The 20,381-nt window shown below is 53.6% G+C and carries 24 protein-coding genes; 6 read left to right on the forward strand and 18 right to left on the reverse strand.

All coding sequences use genetic code 11. The annotated features are described in order from the left end of the window. The 11 genes from NBE99_RS00890 to NBE99_RS00940 all read right to left on the reverse strand — a co-directional run bounded on the left by NBE99_RS00890 (position 1) and on the right by NBE99_RS00940 (position 10,800). Positions 1–1,950 (reverse strand): DUF3769 domain-containing protein, encoded by a 1,950-nt coding sequence (locus NBE99_RS00890; protein ID WP_250682646.1) that lies wholly within the window; start codon positions 1,948–1,950, stop codon positions 1–3. Between the two features lie 68 nt (positions 1,951–2,018). Continuing rightward, complete coding sequence (locus NBE99_RS00895) at positions 2,019–2,135, reverse strand: photosystem II reaction center protein I (protein WP_011056917.1); 117 nt, start codon at positions 2,133–2,135, stop codon at positions 2,019–2,021. 64 nt (positions 2,136–2,199) lie between these two features. Then, positions 2,200–2,673: a Tic20 family protein gene (locus tag NBE99_RS00900; protein ID WP_250682647.1), complete on the reverse strand. Its 474-nt coding sequence runs from the start codon at positions 2,671–2,673 to the stop codon at positions 2,200–2,202. A gap of 25 nt (positions 2,674–2,698) precedes the next feature. Further along, complete coding sequence (locus tag NBE99_RS00905) at positions 2,699–3,139, reverse strand: hypothetical protein (protein WP_250682648.1); 441 nt, start codon at positions 3,137–3,139, stop codon at positions 2,699–2,701. A 49-nt stretch (positions 3,140–3,188) separates the two neighbouring features. Next, the gene (locus tag NBE99_RS00910; RefSeq protein WP_297047399.1) at positions 3,189–3,785 is read right to left on the reverse strand and encodes an ATP-dependent Clp protease proteolytic subunit; all 597 of its coding nucleotides are present in this window, start codon (positions 3,783–3,785) and stop codon (positions 3,189–3,191) included. A gap of 92 nt (positions 3,786–3,877) precedes the next feature. Next, entirely contained in the window at positions 3,878–4,849 is a 972-nt protein-coding gene (gene egtD, locus NBE99_RS00915) for an L-histidine N(alpha)-methyltransferase (protein WP_250682649.1), read from the reverse strand. A 30-nt stretch (positions 4,850–4,879) separates the two neighbouring features. Then, a complete protein-coding gene (locus NBE99_RS00920; RefSeq protein WP_250682650.1) occupies positions 4,880–5,548 on the reverse strand; it encodes an amino acid ABC transporter permease in 669 nt (222 codons plus the stop codon). Between the two features lie 33 nt (positions 5,549–5,581). Then, positions 5,582–6,499, reverse strand: a complete 918-nt coding sequence (locus NBE99_RS00925; protein WP_250682651.1) for an ABC transporter substrate-binding protein — start codon at positions 6,497–6,499, stop codon at positions 5,582–5,584. Positions 6,500–6,564: 65 nt separating this feature from the next. Next, the gene (gene infB / locus NBE99_RS00930) at positions 6,565–9,453 is read right to left on the reverse strand and encodes a translation initiation factor IF-2 (RefSeq protein ID WP_250682652.1); all 2,889 of its coding nucleotides are present in this window, start codon (positions 9,451–9,453) and stop codon (positions 6,565–6,567) included. A gap of 200 nt (positions 9,454–9,653) precedes the next feature. Beyond that, positions 9,654–10,205, reverse strand: coding sequence for a ribosome maturation factor RimM (rimM, locus tag NBE99_RS00935; protein WP_250682653.1), 552 nt, complete (start codon positions 10,203–10,205; stop codon positions 9,654–9,656). Then, on the reverse strand, positions 10,186–10,800 hold the full coding sequence (locus tag NBE99_RS00940; protein WP_250682654.1) for a precorrin-8X methylmutase: 615 nt from the start codon (positions 10,798–10,800) through the stop codon (positions 10,186–10,188). The genes rimM and NBE99_RS00940 overlap by 20 nt, the downstream gene beginning before the upstream one ends. A gap of 179 nt (positions 10,801–10,979) precedes the next feature. Between NBE99_RS00940 and NBE99_RS00945 the strand changes: the two genes are divergently transcribed. The 3 genes from NBE99_RS00945 to mtnA all read left to right on the forward strand — a co-directional run bounded on the left by NBE99_RS00945 (position 10,980) and on the right by mtnA (position 13,610). Further along, positions 10,980–11,471, forward strand: a complete 492-nt coding sequence (locus tag NBE99_RS00945; protein ID WP_250682655.1) for a CGLD27 family protein — start codon at positions 10,980–10,982, stop codon at positions 11,469–11,471. A gap of 43 nt (positions 11,472–11,514) precedes the next feature. Then, positions 11,515–12,462 (forward strand): asparaginase, encoded by a 948-nt coding sequence (locus NBE99_RS00950; RefSeq protein WP_250682656.1) that lies wholly within the window; start codon positions 11,515–11,517, stop codon positions 12,460–12,462. A gap of 77 nt (positions 12,463–12,539) precedes the next feature. Continuing rightward, positions 12,540–13,610 carry an S-methyl-5-thioribose-1-phosphate isomerase gene (mtnA, locus tag NBE99_RS00955; RefSeq protein ID WP_250682657.1) on the forward strand — a complete coding sequence of 357 codons (1,071 nt, stop codon included), beginning with the start codon at positions 12,540–12,542 and terminating at the stop codon, positions 13,608–13,610. Here the strand turns inward: mtnA and NBE99_RS00960 are convergent. Continuing rightward, positions 13,607–13,954: a hypothetical protein gene (locus NBE99_RS00960; RefSeq protein WP_250682658.1), complete on the reverse strand. Its 348-nt coding sequence runs from the start codon at positions 13,952–13,954 to the stop codon at positions 13,607–13,609. The two genes, mtnA and NBE99_RS00960, sit on opposite strands and share 4 nt — an antisense overlap. Before the next feature lie 93 nt (positions 13,955–14,047). On the opposite strand from NBE99_RS00960, the gene NBE99_RS00965 reads away from it, so the two are divergent. The 3 genes from NBE99_RS00965 to ilvD are packed head-to-tail and all read left to right on the forward strand — an operon-like array spanning position 14,048 to position 17,044. Continuing rightward, positions 14,048–14,353, forward strand: a complete 306-nt coding sequence (locus tag NBE99_RS00965) for a hypothetical protein (protein ID WP_250682659.1) — start codon at positions 14,048–14,050, stop codon at positions 14,351–14,353. Further along, a complete protein-coding gene (locus tag NBE99_RS00970) occupies positions 14,343–15,320 on the forward strand; it encodes a stage II sporulation protein M (protein ID WP_250682660.1) in 978 nt (325 codons plus the stop codon). The genes NBE99_RS00965 and NBE99_RS00970 overlap by 11 nt, the downstream gene beginning before the upstream one ends. A 41-nt stretch (positions 15,321–15,361) precedes the next feature. Next, a complete protein-coding gene (ilvD, locus tag NBE99_RS00975) occupies positions 15,362–17,044 on the forward strand; it encodes a dihydroxy-acid dehydratase (protein ID WP_250682661.1) in 1,683 nt (560 codons plus the stop codon). Here the strand turns inward: ilvD and NBE99_RS00980 are convergent. The 6 genes from NBE99_RS00980 to rsmD all read right to left on the reverse strand — a co-directional run bounded on the left by NBE99_RS00980 (position 17,007) and on the right by rsmD (position 20,297). After that, the gene (locus tag NBE99_RS00980; RefSeq protein ID WP_250682662.1) at positions 17,007–17,798 is read right to left on the reverse strand and encodes a cobalt-precorrin-6A reductase; all 792 of its coding nucleotides are present in this window, start codon (positions 17,796–17,798) and stop codon (positions 17,007–17,009) included. The genes ilvD and NBE99_RS00980 overlap by 38 nt on opposite strands. Next, positions 17,799–17,975, reverse strand: coding sequence for a hypothetical protein (locus tag NBE99_RS00985; protein ID WP_250682663.1), 177 nt, complete (start codon positions 17,973–17,975; stop codon positions 17,799–17,801). It lies immediately after the preceding gene. A 21-nt stretch (positions 17,976–17,996) separates the two neighbouring features. Then, a complete protein-coding gene (locus tag NBE99_RS00990; RefSeq protein WP_250682664.1) occupies positions 17,997–18,959 on the reverse strand; it encodes an aldo/keto reductase in 963 nt (320 codons plus the stop codon). A gap of 24 nt (positions 18,960–18,983) precedes the next feature. Continuing rightward, the gene (locus NBE99_RS00995) at positions 18,984–19,331 is read right to left on the reverse strand and encodes a GGDEF domain-containing protein (protein WP_250683668.1); all 348 of its coding nucleotides are present in this window, start codon (positions 19,329–19,331) and stop codon (positions 18,984–18,986) included. After that, positions 19,291–19,623: a response regulator gene (locus NBE99_RS01000; protein WP_250682665.1), complete on the reverse strand. Its 333-nt coding sequence runs from the start codon at positions 19,621–19,623 to the stop codon at positions 19,291–19,293. Before NBE99_RS01000 ends, NBE99_RS00995 begins: the two co-directional genes overlap by 41 nt. Positions 19,624–19,739: 116 nt before the next feature. After that, positions 19,740–20,297, reverse strand: a complete 558-nt coding sequence (gene rsmD / locus NBE99_RS01005) for a 16S rRNA (guanine(966)-N(2))-methyltransferase RsmD (protein WP_250682666.1) — start codon at positions 20,295–20,297, stop codon at positions 19,740–19,742. Positions 20,298–20,381: the final 84 nt, after the last annotated feature.

A 20,381-nucleotide genomic window follows, 5' to 3' on the forward strand; every position in this document is an offset into this window, starting at 1 on the left:
CTAATTGGAGCGAATCACACCATCAGTCGCCCTGCCCAGTCCAGGACTGGAAAAGGGATCAGCATTGCCACGCCAGTTAAAACCATTAATGCGCAAAAGAATCGTCGCTAACTGGCGATCGAGGTTATAGCGAAACACCACCCCATAGGTGCGACGGCTATATTCCACAATAATGTCGGTATCGAAAACTGTGCCAGTATCCACATTAATCTGCATTTGGGCACCCGCTCGCAGCGGACCGTAAATCTGCTGCAACAATCCCACATTGAGCACACTAAAGTCCGTAATCCGATCAAAAAGAAAAGGTGAGGATGGCTCACTCAATGTCTGTGTAAATCCCACATCAAAACTGGTGTAGTCAAACCAATTACGGGAAAAATGACCCACTTGACCACGAAAACCTGCCCCTGCAACTAACGCGGGTTGGGTACTGCCATTGGTATAGTAGTTCGCTACACCGCCCAACTGACTATAAAACTGCAAGAAGGGTTGTACAGGACGGGGGCTATAGCGCAGGCCTTGGGTTCGCGTAGGCGGTAAGGGAGTGCCCCGCCAAATGGGCATGGCCCAGTTAAGACTTGCGGCAGCTTGAAGACGACCTAGGCTTGGCTTAGGAGGTAGGGATGGATCATCACTGGCCGCCGTGACGTATTGACCTCCCAGAAGATAACTGAGTGCTAGGCCTTGAGTTAAGGGAATGCCTGTACCGCTAAACGTGCCCCCAAAGCTACTGGTAATTTCCTGCTCCCCAAGGGAACGATTAAAGACGCGCTGACGATAAATGGCAGAGACGGTCAGCAGATTGCGGGCATCAAGATTGTGGAATAAGTCTGCCCCTGCCCGTGACGTACTCGGCCAGTCGTTAGGGTTTAGTGTATTCAAGAAGCCGTAACCGCGTACACGAGTCTGCGGAGTGAACCGATGCCCTAGCTCGATCGCCCCTCCATAACTTTTGGCATCAAAGAGATCAAAGTCGTTGTTAATGATGCGCTCTAAGTAAATGGATGGCAGGAAGGTAACTTGGGTATTGGGGGTATTGATTGCTCTGTACCGATAGGCAAGAAACACCCCGCCCCGGTCTTGCTCATCATAGCCAAACTCAAAGGGCAACACTTCGTAGGGGCGACCGACAACAAATCGCCGAAGCACAATTGGTAAGGCCACGCGCTGATCAAAAACGACTCTGCCCCGTTGTACGTTCAGCACGGTTTCATCGGCACTGAGGGGTTCGGCGGTGGCTTCCTGTGCCCGTGCTTCCAGTTCCGGCGGACTAAAGGGATCATTGGTAATCCGCAGATTGGTCGCCAACCAGCGACGGCCATCAAATTCTAGGCGATCGGCCTCAAAGCGCAACCGATCAAATGTTTCCGTTACTTCTGCTTGGGGAGCTGTGCCCTGTGCGCCAAAGCCAAGAAGGGTACTAATGGGTAGAGGGTCAGGAGAACGAGTGAGGCTGAAGTCTTGATCCACCCGCGCGGTATTGACCACGCCGCGGGCATTTGTGAGAGAGCCTTGATCGAGTCTGAGGTTATATTCCAAGCGATCGCCTTGCAAGACCTGATCACCGCGTGTAATCGTCACATTGCCTTCCGCCACCAGAATTTGGGCGTCAATGTCGGTTTGAATACGATCAGCGGTGAGTTCGGCTTCCTTGAAGCGGAGAAAGACATTGCCAATGGCATTAAACAATCGCCGCATCAGGTCAAACTCTTGGCGATCGGCCGTCACCTCTAAGGGTTGATCACGGACAACGGGCGTTTCAGCATTGGCCTCCCCAAGGCGGAGGGGGGATTTAAAATCCGGTGTTGGCCTAGGGCTGATCGGCGTTGTACTGCTGAGATCAGGGGCTACTGTCGTTCCCAGTAAATCCGCTTGTGATGCGCCGATGACCTCAGTAATTTCTGCGGGTTGTGTCGGGGGGGGCAGACTAGCAAAAAGGGGTAAGAACAACAACGGCCAAACTTCCTCACGACCACTGCCTAGTTACGTTACCCGATGCCCACCCCCTTTGGCGAGGATTACTCAAGATCCTTACGTTTGGGGTTACGCGCTGGGTCACCCGAAAGGAACCCGAAAACAAACAGCAGGACAAAGAAGGTCACAACGATATAAACAGTGATTTTGAGTGTTTCCATGATGTTGTCGTTTCTCGTAGCGTCAACTTCTGATCATACGGGATGAGGGACTCCCTCGCATCCCCTAAAACACTTGGCTTTTTGTGGCATCCGACAGCGTGGGAATTTCGGCATAGATACCCCGCACAGACTGCACCACCGCATAGACGACGCCAATCACCGTGGCAATAAAGACAAAGTTGAAGAGCACTTTAATCAGCAGGTCAAAACTAGCAACGCGGATCAGCAATTGTACCAGTAGTTGGACAATAAACAGCACAATCCCCATCAACAGTGCCTGCATGGTGTTGTAGCGAATAAAGAGACTCATACGGTTGTTGCGTACCACTAGCAGGTACAACAGCATAAAAACAAGTAGCCCCGCAAAGGGAATTGAGTAGATCAAGGCAACGGGCAGTACCACCAACACCAGTGCTTGCAGCGGCGGAAACAACTCAAATAAAAAGCCGCCAAAGGGCATGACGTAAAAGAGCGGTAGCAAATACGCCAAGCTGGCAAAAATCCGATCTGGGACGGTGGTGGTGGCACGCCAAGTCATGGGGTTCTCCTTGTAGTTGTGACAGTTATCGGCTCATCACCTGCATAATTAGCTCAGGGGCAATCATATTGCATTCCACTGCTTTGCTAATCAGCGGTGGTCCAACCCGCGAGGCAATGATGGATTGCAGATCGGGGCTGTTTTTAATTGAGAGCATGACCGCACCAATGATCGAGTTGGGATCGGGTGCTGGATTGCTGCCATTGGTGGGGAGCATTTTGATCAACTGGGCAATGTCAGTACAACTAGCTCCCGACACGTATTTGGCAAGGGAGTCACTCACCTGCTGAACCGTGGTCTTCATCATTTCTGGTGGCAGAGGGCTAGCGGCTTGGGCACGCACGGGCTGACTCGTTCCCAAGGTGATGAGGGCACCCGCCAGGAGAGGGAGGCTGCTAGCAGATAAGCTAATGCCTACGGCACGCTTTGGCGAATACCTACAGCACGCTTGCGCGACTTGCAACATAGTAAACCTCAATATTTCAATAATGTTTTATGTCACTAGTGCAGGCAAACTAGTTGGGACGCTCCTCAATCACCCGATCAATCAAGCCGTAGTTTTTTGCCTCTTCGGCAGACATGAAGAAGTCGCGATCCATATCCCGCTCAATTTTTTCGAGGGGCTGGCCGGTATGGTAGGCATATAGCTCATTGAGTTGCCGCCGTACCCGTAAAATTTCGCGCGCTTCGATTTCAATATCCGTGGCTTGACCACGGGTGCCACCAGAGGGCTGGTGGATCATGATGCGGGAGTGGGGCAGTGCCAACCGTTTGCCTTTGGTGCCGGCTGCAAGGAGGAAAGACCCCATCGAGGCAGCCAGACCCACACAAATGGTGACGACGTCGGATTTAATATGTTGCATGGTGTCATAGATTGCCATGCCAGCGGTGACGGAGCCACCGGGGGAGTTGATGTAAAGCATGATGTCTTTGCCCGGATCTTCGGAGTCAAGGTAGAGCATCACCGCCACAATTTGGTTGGCAATCTCATCATCGACTTCTTTACCAAGAAAAATAATCCGCTCGCGATAGAGACGGTTGTAGATGTCAATCCATTGGGTGTAGGGTTCACCGGGCATCCGGTAGGGGACTTTGGGTACTCCGATGGGCATAGAATCCTTCCACGCTGAGCTATCAACGCCGCAACCTGAGCCATGAAGGCGGCTTTTCTCCCTGATTCTAACCTATTCCAAAGGCCTTCGCTCTAAACCTGGCAGAGGCAGAGGGCAAACCACTGCTGCGGATCAGTAAAGGCGTTGATCCATCGAAATCCAGCAGCGGTTAATGCCTCCTTGAGGGCAGCAAGGTCAAACTTACGGGAGATTTCAGTGAGGATGGGTTCACTGGCGGCCAGTGTGCACTGAAAATCAAGGGCAGCCAAAGTGATGGTTTGCTGCTGCTGTGAGTCGAGATACATCTCAATTTGCTGGGCAATCGGGTTATAGATGGCGCGGTGGGCAAAGGCTTCGGGCTGAAAGTTTCCTTGGAATCGCCAGTTGAGGTGATGGAGGATATTGCGGTTAAACGCAGCCGTCACTCCTTGGGCATCGTTGTAGGCGGGGAGCAAAATGCTGGTATCTTTGATGAGATCGACGCCTAACAAGAAATAGTCCCCAGCCTTGAGGACGTGGTGAATTTGCTGAAACAGATTTTGACAGTCTTCAGGGGAGAGGTTGCCAATGGTACTGCCAAGAAAGCAGAGCAAGCGCCGCGGCGCTAAGGACGGTGGTAAGTGTTCTAATCCCACTTGATAAGTGCCAACAAGGCCATGAATGGTGAGCTGGGGATAGTCAGCAAGGAGAGCCATGGCACTGGTTTTGAGGATCGAGCCACTGACATCGATGGGACGATAGTAAAGCCGAGGTTGTACATGGGCATAGGCGGACAGGAGGAGGCGAATTTTGCGATCGCTGCCACTGCCTAGTTCCACGAGTTCACAGGCTCCCGTCAATTGGGCGATCGCCGCGGCGGCAGTCTCTAAAATGCCCAATTCTGTCCGCGTAGGATAGTATTCCGGTAGCTCACAGATTTGCTCAAAAAGGCGCGATCCCGCTGCATCGTAGAAGTAGTAGGAGGGAAGAGACTTGAGCTGCTGAGTGAGACCTCGGATCACATCTTGGCCGTCTCCTGCGGTGGAGAGGCTGGGTAAATGGGTGAGGTGCAGGCGATCGCTCACAGAGAAAGCAGCTCCAGAATGATATAGGCTCTAGGACATTTTAGCCTTTAGCCGTTGCTCCAAACGTCGCCCCCACGACGCAATCGGCAAACTCATCAACAGGTAGAGGATTAAGGCGAGAGTATAGAGGGGAAAGGGATTGCTACTGTTGCGAATCACCCATACCCGCATCACAGACGTCAAGTCGACCCCAGCAATCACACTGACAATGGCTGAATCCTTCAGCATGTAGATAAAGTCATTAATCAACGGTGGGATCACAATCTGAATCGCTTGGGGGAGAATAATGCGGACAAATCCCTGTTGCTGGCTCATGCCTAAAGAGAGGGCAGCTTCCCGTTGACCCACGTCCACCGCCTGCAACCCCGCCCGAAAGACCTCTGCTTCATAGGCGCCATAGTTCAAAGCCAAGGCCGTCACCCCTGCTGTCCACGCATTCACCCAAGAGGCAAGGTTCATTTGGGCCAATACTGCACCGACACCGTAGTACAGGAGCAAGAGTTGGGTAATCATTGGGGTGTTGCGCATCAATTCAATAAAGCCTACGGCCGGCCAACGCAGAAACAGAAAGGGTGAGGTGGTCATGGCTGCGAGGACAATGCCTAGCAACACGGCTAGGGGAAAGGAAATGCCACAGTAAATTAGCGTATTCAGTGCCCCCCGCAAAAAGGCCGGTAGGGCGGCTTGGATGAGTTCCATTGAAACTTCTGGGTTACGCCTATAAGTTACTGCCTAAACAATACCAATTTGAGTCTGTTGATCATTCCATAGTTTCCAGTTTTCATAAATGCGTCGCAATGTGCCGTCTTTTTTGAGGAGGTCGAGGGCTTGGTTGACCTCCGTTTTTAGGGTTTCCCCCTTAGGACTATTGGCGTTAAAGGCAATCACATAGTTATTCAAAAAGATTGGGGCACCAATCGGACGCAAAGCAGGATTGACGGTTCCCCCAGGGCCTGAACCTAGAATATAGTAGGCAATAATCGGGTAGTCCAGCATCACTGCATCAATGCGCCCCTGAGCTAGATCATCAAAGGGTAAGTTGCCATCGTAGGCACGGGTTTTAATCTTGGGGTCTTTCTCAAGAATTTCTTGGGCTTTGTAGCCAATGCCAGTGCCAACAGTCATGCCTGCCAGATTCGCAAGTGTGACTTCACTGGTGGCAGTGTATTGCTGAAAACGGGGATCATCTGCTCGCACCACAATCTGTTGGCCATAGCGATAGTAGGGCTGGGAAAAAAGTTGCGTGCGCTCGCGATCCGCGGTAATTTCCCAACCGTTGAGAATCATATCAAAGCGGTTGGCGGCAAGGGCAGCCGACAGTTGATCATAGGCAGTGGCCACAAAAACCGCATTCACCCCCATTAAGTGGGCGATCGCGTCGGCAATTTCCACCTCAAAGCCAATCAACTTACTGGGATCAACTGGGTCGTAAAAAACGTAGGGAGCACCACTAATGGCCTCAGCCCCCCAAGCCAATGTACCGGGATTGAGGAGACCATTGCTGGAGACGGTGCCCGTAGTTGAGGTTCCAGAGGTTGAATCTACGTTGCCAGCACAGGCCGTAAGTAGGGTTTTACTAGTGGTGGCGATCGCGATCGCCACCATCCCCTGTGCCATACGGCGCAAAAATGTACGACGGTGCAGTCCCATAGCGCTCTCCTCACATCAGGTTGATCATGAATTTAGAGTTATCAATTGATCAACTCTGACTCAGTTTAGTTTCTATCGCTACCGCTGCCAAGACTACGACGTTTTGTCACTGTTTGGAAGGCGTAAATAATATCTCCTTCTTGCCATTGTTGGAAATCATCCAAGCGCACACCACATTCGTAGCCCGCCGCAACTTCGCGGACGTCGTCCTTCATCCGTTTAAGCGAACTCAAGATGCCCGTGTGAATGACATTTTGCTGGCGCAGCACCCGCACTTTGCAGTTGCGCACGAGCTTGCCATTGAGGACATAACAACCGGCCACAGCCCCTTTGCTGAGGGGGAAGATAGCTCGCACTTCAGCTTGACCCAGTTCTTCCTCAACCAGTTCGGGTTCCAGCATCCCCTCCATTGCCCCTTGAATATCATCGAGGAGCTTATAGATGATGTTGTATTCGCGAATATCAACGTTGTGCTGTTCTGCTGCCTGGCGTGCCCCTGAGGCAAGGGTAGTATTAAAGCCAATGATGACAGCACTACTAGCGGCGGCAAGGTCAACATCAGTTTCAGTAATTTCGCCGGGGGCAGCCAACAAGACTCGCAACTGTACTTGATCTTGAGGCAGTTGGTTGAGGGCCGCCAAAATCGCCTCGACGGAACCTTGAACGTCGGCTTTGAGAATGAGATTGAGTTCTTTGAGTTCCCCTTCGCGGGCTTGACTGGACAACGAGGTAAGGGAGACCCGTCGGGCGGCTGCGGCTTGGGCAAGGCGGGATTGGCGTTGGGCGGCAGCTCGCTCCTCCGCAAGGGCACGGGCGGCTTTTTCATCGCTGAGGACTTCAAATTCATCCCCGGCAGCAGGGACATCCGCCAGACCCAAGACTTCGACTGCAAAGGAGGGGGTTGCTGCCTCGACACGCTGCCCGCGATCGTCAATCATGGCGCGAACTCGACCAAAACAGGCACCTGCCACCAGAATATCACCGACCCGCAGGGTACCGTTTTGTACCAGCAATGTGGCCACAGGTCCGCGTGCCCGATCCAAGTGGGCTTCAATGACGGTGCCTTTGGCGGGGCGATCGGGATTGGCGTAGAGATCCTCCACTTCAGCCACAAGCAGGATCATTTCTAGGAGCGTATCGAGATTTTGCTGTTGCAGGGCACTGACGGGCACCATAATCGTGTCGCCGCCCCACTCTTCGGGCACCAGACCGTATTCAGTGAGTTCCTGCTTGACCCGCTCCGGTTGGGCAGACTCTTTGTCAATTTTGTTGATGGCGACAATGATCGGAACTTTGGCTGCTTTGGCGTGACTAATGGCTTCAATGGTTTGGGGTTGTACCCCATCATCGGCAGCAACAACAAGAACGGCAATATCGGTGACCCGTGCCCCCCGTGCCCGCATAGCGGTAAAGGCTTCGTGACCGGGGGTATCGAGAAAGACCACCTGATGTTTCTCGCCGTTGTGTTCGACATCCACGTGGTAGGCGCCAATGTGTTGGGTGATACCGCCTGCTTCCCCTTGGGCAACCTTGGCATTGCGGATGGCATCGAGAAGGCTGGTTTTGCCATGATCCACGTGACCCATAATCGTAACCACGGGCGGACGCCGTTGCAGGTGATCGAGGTCGCTCGACTCCAGCATTTCGGTGACTTTTGTGGCCTCGGCTTTGTGCTGTGCCGTTTCCACCGTGATCCCTAATTCTTTGGCCACGAGTTCAATCGTTTCCACCTCAAGGGTTTGGTTGATGGTGGCAGCAATCCCCTTAAAGAAGAGAATTTTAATGATTTCCGCTTCGGGTCGACGCACTAAACTGGCCAACTCCTGCACTGACATCGGGCCTTCAATCGTAATGTGATCGGGCGGTGGTGCTTCGGCTGGCTCTTCGTGACGGCGATCGCGGTGGCGGGGTTGTTTTTTCTCGCTGCTTTTTTCGGTTTTCGCCGCTGGCGTGACGGGGCGGGCGGGACGAGGCGCCTTGGGCTTGGGTGGCCGTTGCAGTGATTGACTGACATCGACCGTTACTTGGTGTACCCCGACCAAACGGCTGGTGAGTTCGAGTTCTTCTTCTTCATCAATAACTTCTTCCCGCAACTTGACGACGCGGGAGGATTTCCGTTTGTTTTCCTCATCATCAAAGTCTTTGTGACGGTGGCGGTCTTTGATAACTTTGCTAACGGACTTGTCATCGAGTACCTCAACGGTCTCTATGACGGGCTTCGGTGGATTCGGTGGCCGCAGGACTGGGGGAATGGGTTTTGCTGGTGGCGGTTGTAGCTCCGGCATGGAGGGCTTGGGCGCTATTTCCGAAGGCTTGACGGGTGCAAGGGGAACTGCCCGCTGGACAATTTCAATGCGATCTTGACTGCTGGGTTTGGCGGGAGCGATCGCCACCTTTTCTTTTTTAGGGGGTTCCTTTAGCTCCTTGCGGGGCGGGGGAGCCGCAGCGACTTTTTCCACTTTCTTCGTGGGGCGGGCGGGCGGAGGGACTAAAGCAGGGGCTGGGCGCGGTGGTGTCGGTTCGGGTTTTGTGGGGGGTGTAGGGGGCTTGGGCGCCACAGGTTCCACTGGCTTCGTGGCAACAGGTTCAGGGGGAGTGGGTCGCGCAGGGGGTTGCGGCGGTTGGGGGCGAGCGGGAGGTTGTTGTAATTGAGGCTTGGGCGCTTCTGGCATCTCAGAGCGGGGTTGAGTGTGCACAGCAACAATCTGCTGTGTTTTTGGAGGGGCTGAGGCTTTCTTCACTGGAGGCGGTGTTTTTGAAACTTTACGGGGAGGGGCACTATGGGGTTGATAGGTTTTGGCAGCGTCGCGAATGCGATCGGCATCGGCATCGGAAATTGTGCTGCTGTGACTCTTATAGGCAATTCCCAACTGTTCACAGATCGCCAATAAATCTCGATTATCTAGGTTGAGTTCTTTTGATAGGTCATAAATGCGAACTTTACCAATGCTCATGCTGTCTCTCAAAGGCTCTGAAATCTCTACGAAAGGGCAAACGGTAGGGCGATCGCGATCGCTCAGGTAAAGGCTACCGTCAAGGTGGAATTAACGGGTTTTAAGGGATGGGTTGGGGCAACTCACTCAACAACAATCTCAAGAGTCGGGGCTAAAAAAATAGAAGTATCCCTATTATTAACGATTTTGGTAGGGATTGATCAGGGCAACAGCCCCAAGGGGGGATCAATTTCAATTCTTCGGGCTGCTAGATCAACCACCGGCACGATGGCTGGCACAAAGGGAATATACACCGATCGGGGGGCTTCTTGCGCTGGGTCGAGTAACTGCACTTCTAGTAAGTCATTGCCCGCATTGACCAAGCCCACCACTTCGCCAACCCTCTGACCTTGGTGATACACGGCGAGTCCAATCAAGTCCATGAGGTGGTATTCATTAGCCGCAAGGGGTGGGCGATCGCTGGCGGGGACTAAAATTTCTGCCCCCTTGAGCGCCTCCGCTGCGCTGCGATCGCTGACTTCCGCAAAGGTAACCACAAACTGTTCGGCACGGGGTAAAAATCGCCCGCGCAAGAGCGTAACAGCATAGGGTTGGGGCTGCCGGGGCGATCGCAACCAACGAGAACCCGCCACTGTAAAGCGTTCGGGAAAATCACTCAAGGGCTTGACCTTGACCTCCCCCCGCAGGCCGTGGGCGCCGACAATTTGGCCAATACAGAGCCAGTCACTCGCCTCAGGGCAGGGGGTCACCATAGGCCGTCCAAGCTAACTTCAGTAAACCGTTCATAATGGCTGTGGCAACGCTCACACCCCCCTTGCAACCCTTAATGGAGATGTGGGGCACCCAAGACTTTTGCAGCCGATCCAAAATGGGGGGGAGAAAATTGGGGGCAGCGTCAATAATTAAGGCAGGACGAATTTCCTGAGCTTCCACTAGGGTCAGTAGGGGTTCTAGGGCTGAATGATCACTACTGAGGACAAAAATGGCTGTGGGATGGCGCCGTGCCAAGGTTTCAATGCCAAAGGCAATGCGAGACTTCTCCTGCTGCGGACGGGTAAAGGTTTCAGCACCGCAGTAGATGGGGTTGCCAAAGGTGTTTTGGGTGTAGGAGAGCACCCCCACCTGCACCATCGTGACATCGACCACAATCGGGGTATGAGCGGCAAGGGCAGCTACACCGGATTGCAGAGCCTGCTCTGAATAGACAATCAAATTCAGATATTCTAAATCCCCCGTCGCATAAATCACACGGCGCGTAATATCGTACTGTGCTGGACTCAGGTTGTGCCCGGCCAGCAACTGGTCAATCAGCCGTAATTGCGCAACATCAGATTGGTGCCATTCCATCAACGGTGCCGCAAGGGAGTTAGGGAATAATCAATATAGCAACAAAGTTTCCGCCCCACTAGGCGAAAGTGACACCCTCTAGTGTACGGGGCGATCGCCCGATTTCATGCATACTGTGGCGATCCACGATTTCAGCGAGACTGGTATGCTGGAAACAGCGTCCTTGAACTTGTGCCACTGTGTCTCAGATTCTCTGTCCTGTCCCGGCAGATCAACGACCGATCAACGAATATCGTGACCTCAAAGCCTCTTGGTTTTTTGAATGGTCGAGTTGGCCGCGTCCGCGTTTTCAACGGCGTTTGCTACTGCTGTGGGGGATGGCTTGGCTGGTCAGTGGACCGGTGGCGATCGCCAGCTTTTCTCTGAAAGAGGCACCCATTCAGACGTTCTTGGCCGGTGCCCTAGGCGCCAATTTCCTGCTGTTACTCATTCTCCTGCGCCTTGTGTTGGGTTGGGCCTACGTCGGCGATCGCCTGCAACGTCCCACCGTGGTCTATGAAGAAACGGGCTGGTATGACGGTCAAGAGTGGCAAAAACCCGAAGCTGAATTGGCCCAAGATCGCCTGATCTATACCTACGAGTTGCGCCCGATTTTGCAACGGTTACAGATGACCCTTTTGGCGCTTGTGATCTTTTCGTTGGGACTGGCCCTTTCTTGGGCACTCCTGTAGCTGTTGCTGATATTGTTGCTCATTTACCCGCATGACCGAACCTATGTCCAAACGCACCCAAGCCCCTGCCCTCGATATTTGCTTACTGCGGGAAGGGATTGTTGAGTCGCGCCATCATGCCCATGCCGTTGTCTGTGATGTCCGAGGTCGAATTCTTGCCCTTGCGGGAAATGCTGAAACCGCTGCGTTTATTCGCTCTGCCCTCAAGCCCTTTCAAGCCTTGGCAGTGACCACCACGGGAACGATGGAGCGGTTTGATTTGAGCGATCGCGACCTTGCGATTATCTGTAGCTCTCACCAAGGCCGTATTGAGCAAGTCCGCCAAGTCTTTAACATCCTCTGGCGTGCCGATGTGGATCCCACCGCTTTGCAATGTCCCGTTCCCCCCGGCCGTCAAGGGGCACTTCAGCACAACTGTTCGGGTAAACACGCGGGAATGCTGGCGGTTTGTCAACAGCGCAATTGGCCATTGGCAAGTTATCTCCACAAAAATCACCCCGTCCAGACCTTAATCCTCTCGAAGGTGGCGGAACTGCTGAAGATGCCAGCGGCCGAGTTTATCTGTGCCCACGACGACTGTGGGGCGCCCACGTACTTGATGCAACTGGTGCAGATGGCTACCCTTTACGGCCAACTGGCCTCGGGCAATGACTGGGCAATGGAGCGCGTCGTTCGTGCCATGACCCATCACCCTGATTTTGTTGCCGGTCCTGGTGCCTTTGATAGCGAGCTGATGCGCCTTACGGAGGGGGAAATCCTCAGTAAGTCCGGGGCTGAGGGGATTCAGTGTGTAGGTCGTGTCGGTGAAGGGATGGGATTGGCAATTAAAGTCAGTGATGGTGCTAAGCGTGCTAAATATGCCGTTGCCATTCAACTATTGAAGCAACTGGGCTGGATTACTCCCAGTGTGGCGGAAGCCTTGGGAGAGCAGTTTCTGATTCCCAACCAATTTACCCGTCTCGAGGTGAATGGTGAACTGACCTTTGCCTAGGGGGCTAAATTCTAGCCTGAATAGGCTCTCCCTTGGGTTATGATTTGTATTCAATTTTAGTGAGCACGGAGGCTGTTGTGGCTGTTACGGCAAATATTGGTATTGGAACGATCTTTCCCGTGGTGTGGGCGGGCGATCGCGTGCAATTAATTGATCAAACCCGCTTGCCAGAGCAGTATGAACTTAGGGACATCACCACCGCAGCAGAGATGGCCACCGCCATTCGGACGATGATTGTACGGGGTGCACCAGCGATTGGTGTAGCAGCAGCTTTTGGTATGGTTTTAGGGGCACGGGAATACAGGGGGAGCGATCGCGAGGGGTTCTTGGCACACCTTGAAAAGGTTGCCTCAGAATTGCGGCAAACCCGCCCAACAGCCGTGAATTTATTTTGGGCCATCGATCGCATGCTAGCAGCAGCCCAACAGCCCACAGCCACTGTTGAGGAACTCCAGAACCACCTTCTAGAAACCGCCCAAACCATTGCCCGTGAAGATGTGCAAACCTGTCAAGCCATTGGTGCAAATGGTCTTCATGTCCTGCCGAAAACCCCTGAGAAATTACGCCTGCTTACCCACTGCAATGCCGGGGCCCTAGCAACGGCGGGCTATGGCACTGCCCTAGGAGTGGTGCGTGCGGCTTGGGCAGCGGGTCGCTTAGAGCGGGTCTATGCCGATGAAACCCGTCCCCGCCTTCAAGGGGCTAAGTTAACCGCTTGGGAATGTGTCCAAGAGGGCATTCCCGTCACCGTGCTTGCCGATACGATGGCGGCGCACTGTATGCAGCGGGGGATGATTGATGCGGTGGTGGTGGGTGCCGATCGCATTGCCCTGAATGGCGATACCGCCAACAAAATCGGTACCTACAGCGTTGCCCTAGCCGCCAAAGCCCACAACATTCCCTTCTTTGTCGCCGCACCCCTTTCAACAATTGACACCAAAATTGCCACTGGAGCGGAAATTCCCATTGAGGAGCGACACCCCCAAGAAATTTATCAGGTGGGGTTTAGCCGCATTACCCCTGCTGGGGTAGATTTTTACAATCCTGCCTTTGATGTTACCCCTGCCCATTTAATTAGTGGCATTATCACAGAGCTAGGGGTTTTTGCTCCCGCTGACCTCGCACGGGGTATTGGCGCAGCAGGTTAACGGCGGCAGACCGCACGGGCAATATCACCCGCTATCGTCCCGGCAGGATAGCTTTTGGTTCCCGTCCAATCCCAGCCGTAATAATCACTCTTAACATCGTAGGGATTACAGGAGGCCGTTGCCCGATGCCAGTAATCGTCGCCAAGGGTTGAGAGGCTAAAATCCACTTGGATAATGCCATTGCTGTTTCTATAAAAGCGACGGGAATCCATATCCACAGTGTAAACACGACCTTTACTGTCGCGAGCCACTTGCACTTCCATTTCTGCTAAAACAGGGGGGGCGATCGCCAGACCAAGGCTCAACGTTGCTGCCCCCACAAAAGCAACAGATGTACGAGACATCGTTTTAAAACCTCATTTATCTTGTTGTGTCGCCATCCTAGCAACTGTGCTAGAAAATCGTTATTCCCAATTCAAAAAGCTTTATAGATAAAGATGATTTCCTCGCCATCCTCCTTAAGCACAACCGACCTCAACGCCCTCGCCGAACGCATTCGTATGGCGGCTGCCCAAGCGAATGGAGATGTTCATGCTCTTTTAGCCCTGCTGCGGCTTTTGGAGCAATTGCATCGCGAAATTTGTGACAATCGGTTTCAGGCGGCTTTGCCCACCAACCGCCAAGCTCTGTATAAACTCCTGCGGGATATTGAAACCAATGGCGGCTGGCCCTATATTCCCCGCAAACGCCTAGAGTCCTTTTTGGGGGCGATTCAAGAGGAATCCCATCAGCATGAATGTTGAACGCTGGCTGATCCGCCAAGAGCCACAATGGCTAGAGCTGGAGCAACTCCTCAACCGTGCGGAGACGGAGGGGATTCAGAGGTTATCCGCCGCTGAAATTTGCCGCCTCAGTCAGTTGTACCGCCTTGTCAGTGCCGATTTAGCACGGGCAAAAACGCGCCGCTTGGGCAGCAGCATCGTCAACTATTTGCAGGGTCTCACCTTGCGGAGCTACAGCCAAGTCTATCAGGGTCAGCGCTCCCAAGATTGGCGCAAGGTCTGGTGGTTTTTCCAGGGGGGTTTCCCGGCAGTTGTCCAGCAAACATGGGTCTATACGGCCTTTGCTTTGGGGGTGTTTCTGGTGGCGGCTGCGATTGCTTGGTGGTATGCTTGGCGCGATCGCCCGTTTTTGGAACTGCTGGTGCCCGCAGACATCCTTTCCCTTGTGGAAGAGGAGGGCAAGCTATGGATGGGATCGATCGTGGGGGTTGAACCCTTGGCCTCTAGTGCCATTATGACCAATAACCTGAGTGTTGCCTTTGCAATGTTAGCGGGAGGCATTCTTGGGGGACTAGGAACGCTTTATATCCTCTGGAACAACGGTCTGCACATCGGAGCAATCGCTGCCCTTGTGGCGCAAAACAACCTAGAGTATCCCTTTTGGGCCTTTGTCAGTCCCCATGGTGCTTTGGAGTTGCCCGCCATTTTTCTAGCCGGTGCTGCGGGTCTATTGCTGGGGCAGGCGATTCTCTTGCCGGGGCGATACCCCCGCTTTAGGGCTTTGAAACGCAATGGTGCCTTAGCCGCGCAACTGATGTTTGGGATTGTCCCGCTCTTGGTGATTGCGGGTATTATTGAGGGGTTTTGGTCGCCCAATCCGTTAATTCCCAACAGTGTGAAGTATCTTTCTGGTCTAGGCTTGTTTGCTGCTTTAGGGTTTTATTTGGCTTGGCCTCTAGAGCGATCGCCCACGGGTGAGGGAAAATAGAAGAATGCTTTATTGACGTTTAGGCCGATCGCGAGAACACTATGGCAGAAAACTGGCGCAGTCGCATCATCACAGAAGGCATTCAACGCACCCCCAACCGTGCGATGTTGCGAGCCGTTGGCTTTAGGGATGAGGATTTCAACAAGCCCATTGTTGGGGTGGCCAGTGCCCACAGTACGATTACCCCTTGCAATATGGGGATTGCCGCCCTTGCCAGTCGCGCCGAAGCAGGCATTCGGGCAGCGGGGGGGATGCCGCAGTTGTTTGGCACAATTACGGTCAGCGATGGGATTTCCATGGGCACGGAGGGGATGAAATACTCCTTGGTCTCGCGGGATGTGATTGCTGATTCGATTGAGACCGCCTGTAATGCCCAAAGTATGGATGGGGTGCTGGCGATCGGTGGCTGCGACAAAAATATGCCCGGCGCGATGATTGCCATGGCACGGATGAACATTCCCGCCATTTTTGTCTATGGGGGCACGATTAAGCCTGGTCATTGGCAGGGTCAAGACCTTACGGTTGTTAGCGCCTTTGAAGCGGTGGGTCAGTTTAGTGCCGGCAAAATGGATGAGGCGACGCTCCATGCCATCGAGCACCATGCTTGTCCGGGGGCGGGTTCCTGTGGTGGCATGTTTACCGCAAACACCATGTCCTCAGCTTTTGAAGCCATGGGCATGAGCCTGATGTACTCCTCAACAATGACGGCAGAGGATGCTGAAAAGGCTGACAATACAGAGCTAGCGGGCAAGGTGCTGGTGGAGGCGATTCGCAAGAATATTCGACCGCGCGATATTATCACCCGCAAATCCATTGAAAATGCCCTCAGTGTGATTATGGCGATCGGTGGCTCGACGAATGCCGTGCTGCACTTTCTGGCGATCGCCCACAGTGCCGAGGTACCTCTCACCATTGATGACTTTGAAACCATTCGCCAACGGGTGCCCGTTCTCTGCGACCTCAAGCCCTCCGGTAAATACGTCACCGCCGATCTACATCAGGCAGGGGGTATTCCCCAAGTGATGAAAATACTCCTCAATGCCGGCTTGCTCCACGGGGATTGCCTGACAATTACGGGGGAAACCATTGCCGAGCGGCTGCGGGATGTGCCCGATACCCCTGACCCCAAGCAAGATGTGATTCGTCCTTTCGATCAGCCCTTGTATGCCACGGGTCACCTGACCATTCTCAAGGGCAATTTAGCCAGTGAGGGGGCTGTGGCCAAAATCTCCGGGGTGAAAAATCCCCAAATTACTGGGCCGGCTCGCGTCTTTGACTCCGAGGAAGCCTGTCTTGATGCCATTCTTGCCGGCAAGATCAATCCCGGCGATGTCATTGTCATTCGCTATGAAGGCCCTGTGGGTGGTCCGGGGATGCGGGAAATGCTGGCTCCCACCTCTGCTATTATTGGTGCCGGTTTAGGGGATAGCGTCGGCCTCATTACCGATGGTCGCTTCTCTGGTGGGACCTATGGCATGGTCGTGGGTCACGTGGCTCCGGAGGCGGCGGTGGGTGGGACAATCGCCCTTGTGGAGGAGGGAGACTCGATCACCATTGATGCCCACCAGCGGCTGCTGCAACTGAATGTCAGTGAGGAAGAATTGGCGGCGCGGCGGGCTAAATGGCAGCCCCCTGCTCCCCGCTATACCCGTGGGGTATTGGCCAAATATGCCAAATTGGTGTCTTCTAGTAGCCTTGGGGCGGTGACTGATCGCTTTGTCTAGAGCCGGCTAATTCCTGTAAAAAGGCCTCGATACCAGCGAGATCCCTCGTTTGGCGTGGATAAATCATAGGCGGGCGTTGCAGCGTAATCAGCTTCACCCCCAGCTCACGGGCAAGGGTCTGCTTGATCTGCTCACTCTCGGTGCCTGAGGCCTTGGTGACCACCGTTGTAATCTGCCACTGTTGCCAGAGGGCACGCTCTAGCTCGAGGGACACGGGTGGGAAAATGGCAATTAAGCGCTGGCGATCGAACCCCGCCGCTAGGGCAGCTTCCAAGGCAGTGACTGTGGGCAAAATCCGTGCAAAGAGCGTTGCTTGACGCTGGAGAGGGGCAAAGGCCGCCAACAGTTTTACCCCCAAGGTTAACAACACCCGCTCACCCACCAAGAGCTTACCTTGCAGCAGCGTCGCTACATCTGTATAGATACCCGCTGCTTGGGGCAAATCTGGGCGTTCAAACCGCAGGTAAGGCAGCCCCAGTTCTTGACTGATCTCAATGGCAAGGGCAGAAATGTCAACTGCAAAGGGGTGGGAGGCATCCACAATCCCTTGAATGGCGTGTTGCTGAATTAACTGGCGGACGCGGTCAGGAGTCAGGCGCTCCACATGGCACGTGAGCAAGGGATGGGCTGCATAAAGCTCAGAGGCGGCTGGTGTGGTTACGCTCACCCAGCAAGGAAACCCTTGGCATAGGATTAAATCAGCAATCCAGCGACTCTCATGGGTGCCGCCAATCAGCCAAATCGCCCCCCTCACCTAGCCCAGCAGTGCGCGGCGAAAGTTTTCCCGATAGGACTTATTTATGAGCAGCGGTAGCCACAGCACACTGAGGACAAAGCGCGATTGTGTGTAGTAGGTGCGGTGAAACCCTTGCCAAAAGCGCAGGGCAATCAAGAAGTAGAGAACAATTGCACCCAGACCAAGGAGTTCCATAAAGACATTGGTGAATCTGAACTACCACTTCCACATTACTGGATTTTCCAGATCAAGGGTGGCGATGACCGGCTGGCTAATTTCATCGAGCATGGCCAAAATCGACTCATCCAAGTGGAGGTCAGCCGCTTTGATATTTTCTAGCACCTGCTCTGGATGGCGGGCACCGACAATGGCACAGGTTTGCGGTTGATGGAGTAGCCACGCCAAGGCTAAATTCCCTACCGTTGTGCCCAAGCTGGTGGCAATGGGTTTCATCAACTCAATGGCTTCGAGGGCACGGGCGTAGGTTTCCCCCTGAAAGAGTTGGTTTTTGGCACGGTTATCTTCAGGATCAAACTGGTGGCCGGGGCCAAAGCGACCCGTGAGTAACCCTTGGGCAAGGGAGGAGTAGGCCAAAACCGTAATCTCATGCTCAATACAAAAAGGAATTAATTCTGTTTCTGCCCAGCGCCAAAAGAGGGAATAGGGGGGCTGGATACTGTCAATGCGTCCGTACTGCATTGCTTCGGCCAGTTGGGCACGGGAGAAGTTGGAGACACCAATGGCACGGATTTTGCCGGCGACTTTCAACTCCACCATTGCCTGCATGGTTTCCGCAATGGGCACGATTTCTGAGCCAAAGGAACCGGCTGGCCAGTGAATTTGGTAGAGATCAATGTAGTCGGTGTTGAGGTTGCGGAGTGATCGCTCGCAGGCGGCAATCACGTCTTTGTAGCGCAAGTGATTGGCAAAGACCTTCGTCGCATAGACACAGCGATCGCGCAAGTTGCCCACAGCAGCAGCCACAATCCGCTCTGAATGACCATCCCCATAGACCTCAGCCGTATCAATGGTGGTCATCCCTGCTTCGACAGCGGTACGAATCGTGCGAATGGACTCCTCATCTTCAATACTGACCCACCAACGTTTGCCCGCTTGCCAAGTGCCAAGAATCAGCGGTGTGATTTGAATTTCTGTGCGGCCGAGGAGACGAGTTTGCATAAAATTCTTCCCTTAAAGGAACAGCTAGTGAGGGACGGTGGGAGACTGCACAATGGGTTTGACGACAACGCGGTTGCGCCCTTGGCGTTTGGCATCATAAAGCGCCTGATCCGCTGCATTAAAAAGCTCTAAAGGAGAATCACTGCCCCTCGGAATCAGAACTGCTACCCCAAAGCTCAGACTCACACAACAGCCCACTGAAGAATATTCATGGACAATGTATCTCCCTTGAATAACCTCCTGCAACTGCCGCGCCACCAACTCCGCACCGCCAATGTCTGTATTCGGCAAGATGATCACAAACTCTTCACCGCCATAGCGGGCAACAAAATTACGGGGACGGCGTACCCCCTCCCGCAAAGCCTCTGCCACCTGCTGCAAGCATCGATCGCCTGCATGGTGGCCATAATTGGTGCATCCGTGCTAGGAGTTCGTCCCCCTTGATATTTGGCATGATGTAGCCGAAGAGCACCAAGGCAATCTCGTACTCCTCTTGCTGTAGCTCACTCATCAAGGCAAGGGCATCTGCACCATCTTCTGCGGTTTCCACAATGCACTCCTCTCCGAGAGCACGCCGCAGTTCAATCCTTAAGCTCTCAAGTACGGCTGGCTCATCATCCACACAGATGACAACAGGCTTACGGTGTATTGGTTGATTTTTCACGGGGGTGGGCAATATGTGTAGGAGCTTTTGAAGGGTACTGAGGAAACTTTACTTACCATAGCCTAGGAGAGTGATCATCTTCCGTATTCTTTGCTATCAAGTTCGCTCCTTGAATGTCAATTTTTGCAACAAGCCAAGAAGAGTACTGTCGTGCTGCCATAAGTTTTAATGCGTTGCTGCTGCCAACCGATCGCTAGAATCGCCTCCAAATCTGGTGGATTTTTTGTGCGGCACTCAACAGCAATTTCCCCCTCAGGGCTGAGACGCTCCTCCTGCCAAAGCAACTGGAGAACGGGTAGATATAGGTCACTATTGTAGGGGGGGTCAAAGTAGATAAAGTCAAACTGAGGCACAGGGACTTGGGGCAATTTCTGGCGTACATCCCCCCGCAAAACCAAGGTGTGCTGGTGGGGTTGGGCAAGGGCTGACCAGTTTTGACGGATGACTTGACAGGCTTGGGGAGACTGTTCGATCGCCACCACCCATTGGGCACCACGCAGCAGGGCTTCTGCTCCCATTGCACCAGTGCCGGCACACAAATCGAGCCAATGACATCCCTGAAGGCGACCCTGCCAGATATTGAAAATGGCTTGGCGGACTTTGGCACTCGTGGGGCGGGTGCTGTGACCCGGCAGCGTTTTGAGCGATCGCTGGCCAGAAATTCGCAAGGGCATATTTTTTAACGTAGCGGTTTTCGCCCCAAATAAAAAGCCCCGGGAGTCTTGCCGTGTTTCGACCCCAGGACTTTTGTTTGCGAA

The sequence above is a fragment of the Thermosynechococcus sp. HN-54 genome, assembly GCF_023650955.1.
In the GTDB taxonomy this organism is placed as follows: domain Bacteria; phylum Cyanobacteriota; class Cyanobacteriia; order Thermosynechococcales; family Thermosynechococcaceae; genus Thermosynechococcus.

What these genes read in the sequence shown, in the direction of transcription:
- NBE99_RS00895 (WP_011056917.1), bottom strand. Translation starts at nt 2,135, where the DNA reads ATGGAAACACTCAAAATCACTGTTTATATCGTTGTGACCTTCTTTGTC.
- NBE99_RS00900 (WP_250682647.1), bottom strand. Translation starts at nt 2,673, where the DNA reads ATGACTTGGCGTGCCACCACCACCGTCCCAGATCGGATTTTTGCCAGC.
- NBE99_RS00905 (WP_250682648.1), bottom strand. Translation starts at nt 3,139, where the DNA reads ATGTTGCAAGTCGCGCAAGCGTGCTGTAGGTATTCGCCAAAGCGTGCC.
- NBE99_RS00910 (WP_297047399.1), bottom strand. Translation starts at nt 3,785, where the DNA reads ATGCCCATCGGAGTACCCAAAGTCCCCTACCGGATGCCCGGTGAACCC.
- NBE99_RS00920 (WP_250682650.1), bottom strand. Translation starts at nt 5,548, where the DNA reads ATGGAACTCATCCAAGCCGCCCTACCGGCCTTTTTGCGGGGGGCACTG.
- NBE99_RS00925 (WP_250682651.1), bottom strand. Translation starts at nt 6,499, where the DNA reads ATGGGACTGCACCGTCGTACATTTTTGCGCCGTATGGCACAGGGGATG.
- infB (WP_250682652.1), bottom strand. Translation starts at nt 9,453, where the DNA reads ATGAGCATTGGTAAAGTTCGCATTTATGACCTATCAAAAGAACTCAAC.
- rimM (WP_250682653.1), bottom strand. Translation starts at nt 10,205, where the DNA reads ATGGTGACCCCCTGCCCTGAGGCGAGTGACTGGCTCTGTATTGGCCAA.
- NBE99_RS00940 (WP_250682654.1), bottom strand. Translation starts at nt 10,800, where the DNA reads ATGGAATGGCACCAATCTGATGTTGCGCAATTACGGCTGATTGACCAG.
- NBE99_RS00950 (WP_250682656.1), top strand. Translation starts at nt 11,515, where the DNA reads ATGTCCAAACGCACCCAAGCCCCTGCCCTCGATATTTGCTTACTGCGG.
- NBE99_RS00960 (WP_250682658.1), bottom strand. Translation starts at nt 13,954, where the DNA reads ATGTCTCGTACATCTGTTGCTTTTGTGGGGGCAGCAACGTTGAGCCTT.
- NBE99_RS00965 (WP_250682659.1), top strand. Translation starts at nt 14,048, where the DNA reads ATGATTTCCTCGCCATCCTCCTTAAGCACAACCGACCTCAACGCCCTC.
- NBE99_RS00970 (WP_250682660.1), top strand. Translation starts at nt 14,343, where the DNA reads ATGAATGTTGAACGCTGGCTGATCCGCCAAGAGCCACAATGGCTAGAG.
- ilvD (WP_250682661.1), top strand. Translation starts at nt 15,362, where the DNA reads ATGGCAGAAAACTGGCGCAGTCGCATCATCACAGAAGGCATTCAACGC.
- NBE99_RS00985 (WP_250682663.1), bottom strand. Translation starts at nt 17,975, where the DNA reads ATGGAACTCCTTGGTCTGGGTGCAATTGTTCTCTACTTCTTGATTGCC.
- NBE99_RS00990 (WP_250682664.1), bottom strand. Translation starts at nt 18,959, where the DNA reads ATGCAAACTCGTCTCCTCGGCCGCACAGAAATTCAAATCACACCGCTG.
- rsmD (WP_250682666.1), bottom strand. Translation starts at nt 20,297, where the DNA reads ATGCCCTTGCGAATTTCTGGCCAGCGATCGCTCAAAACGCTGCCGGGT.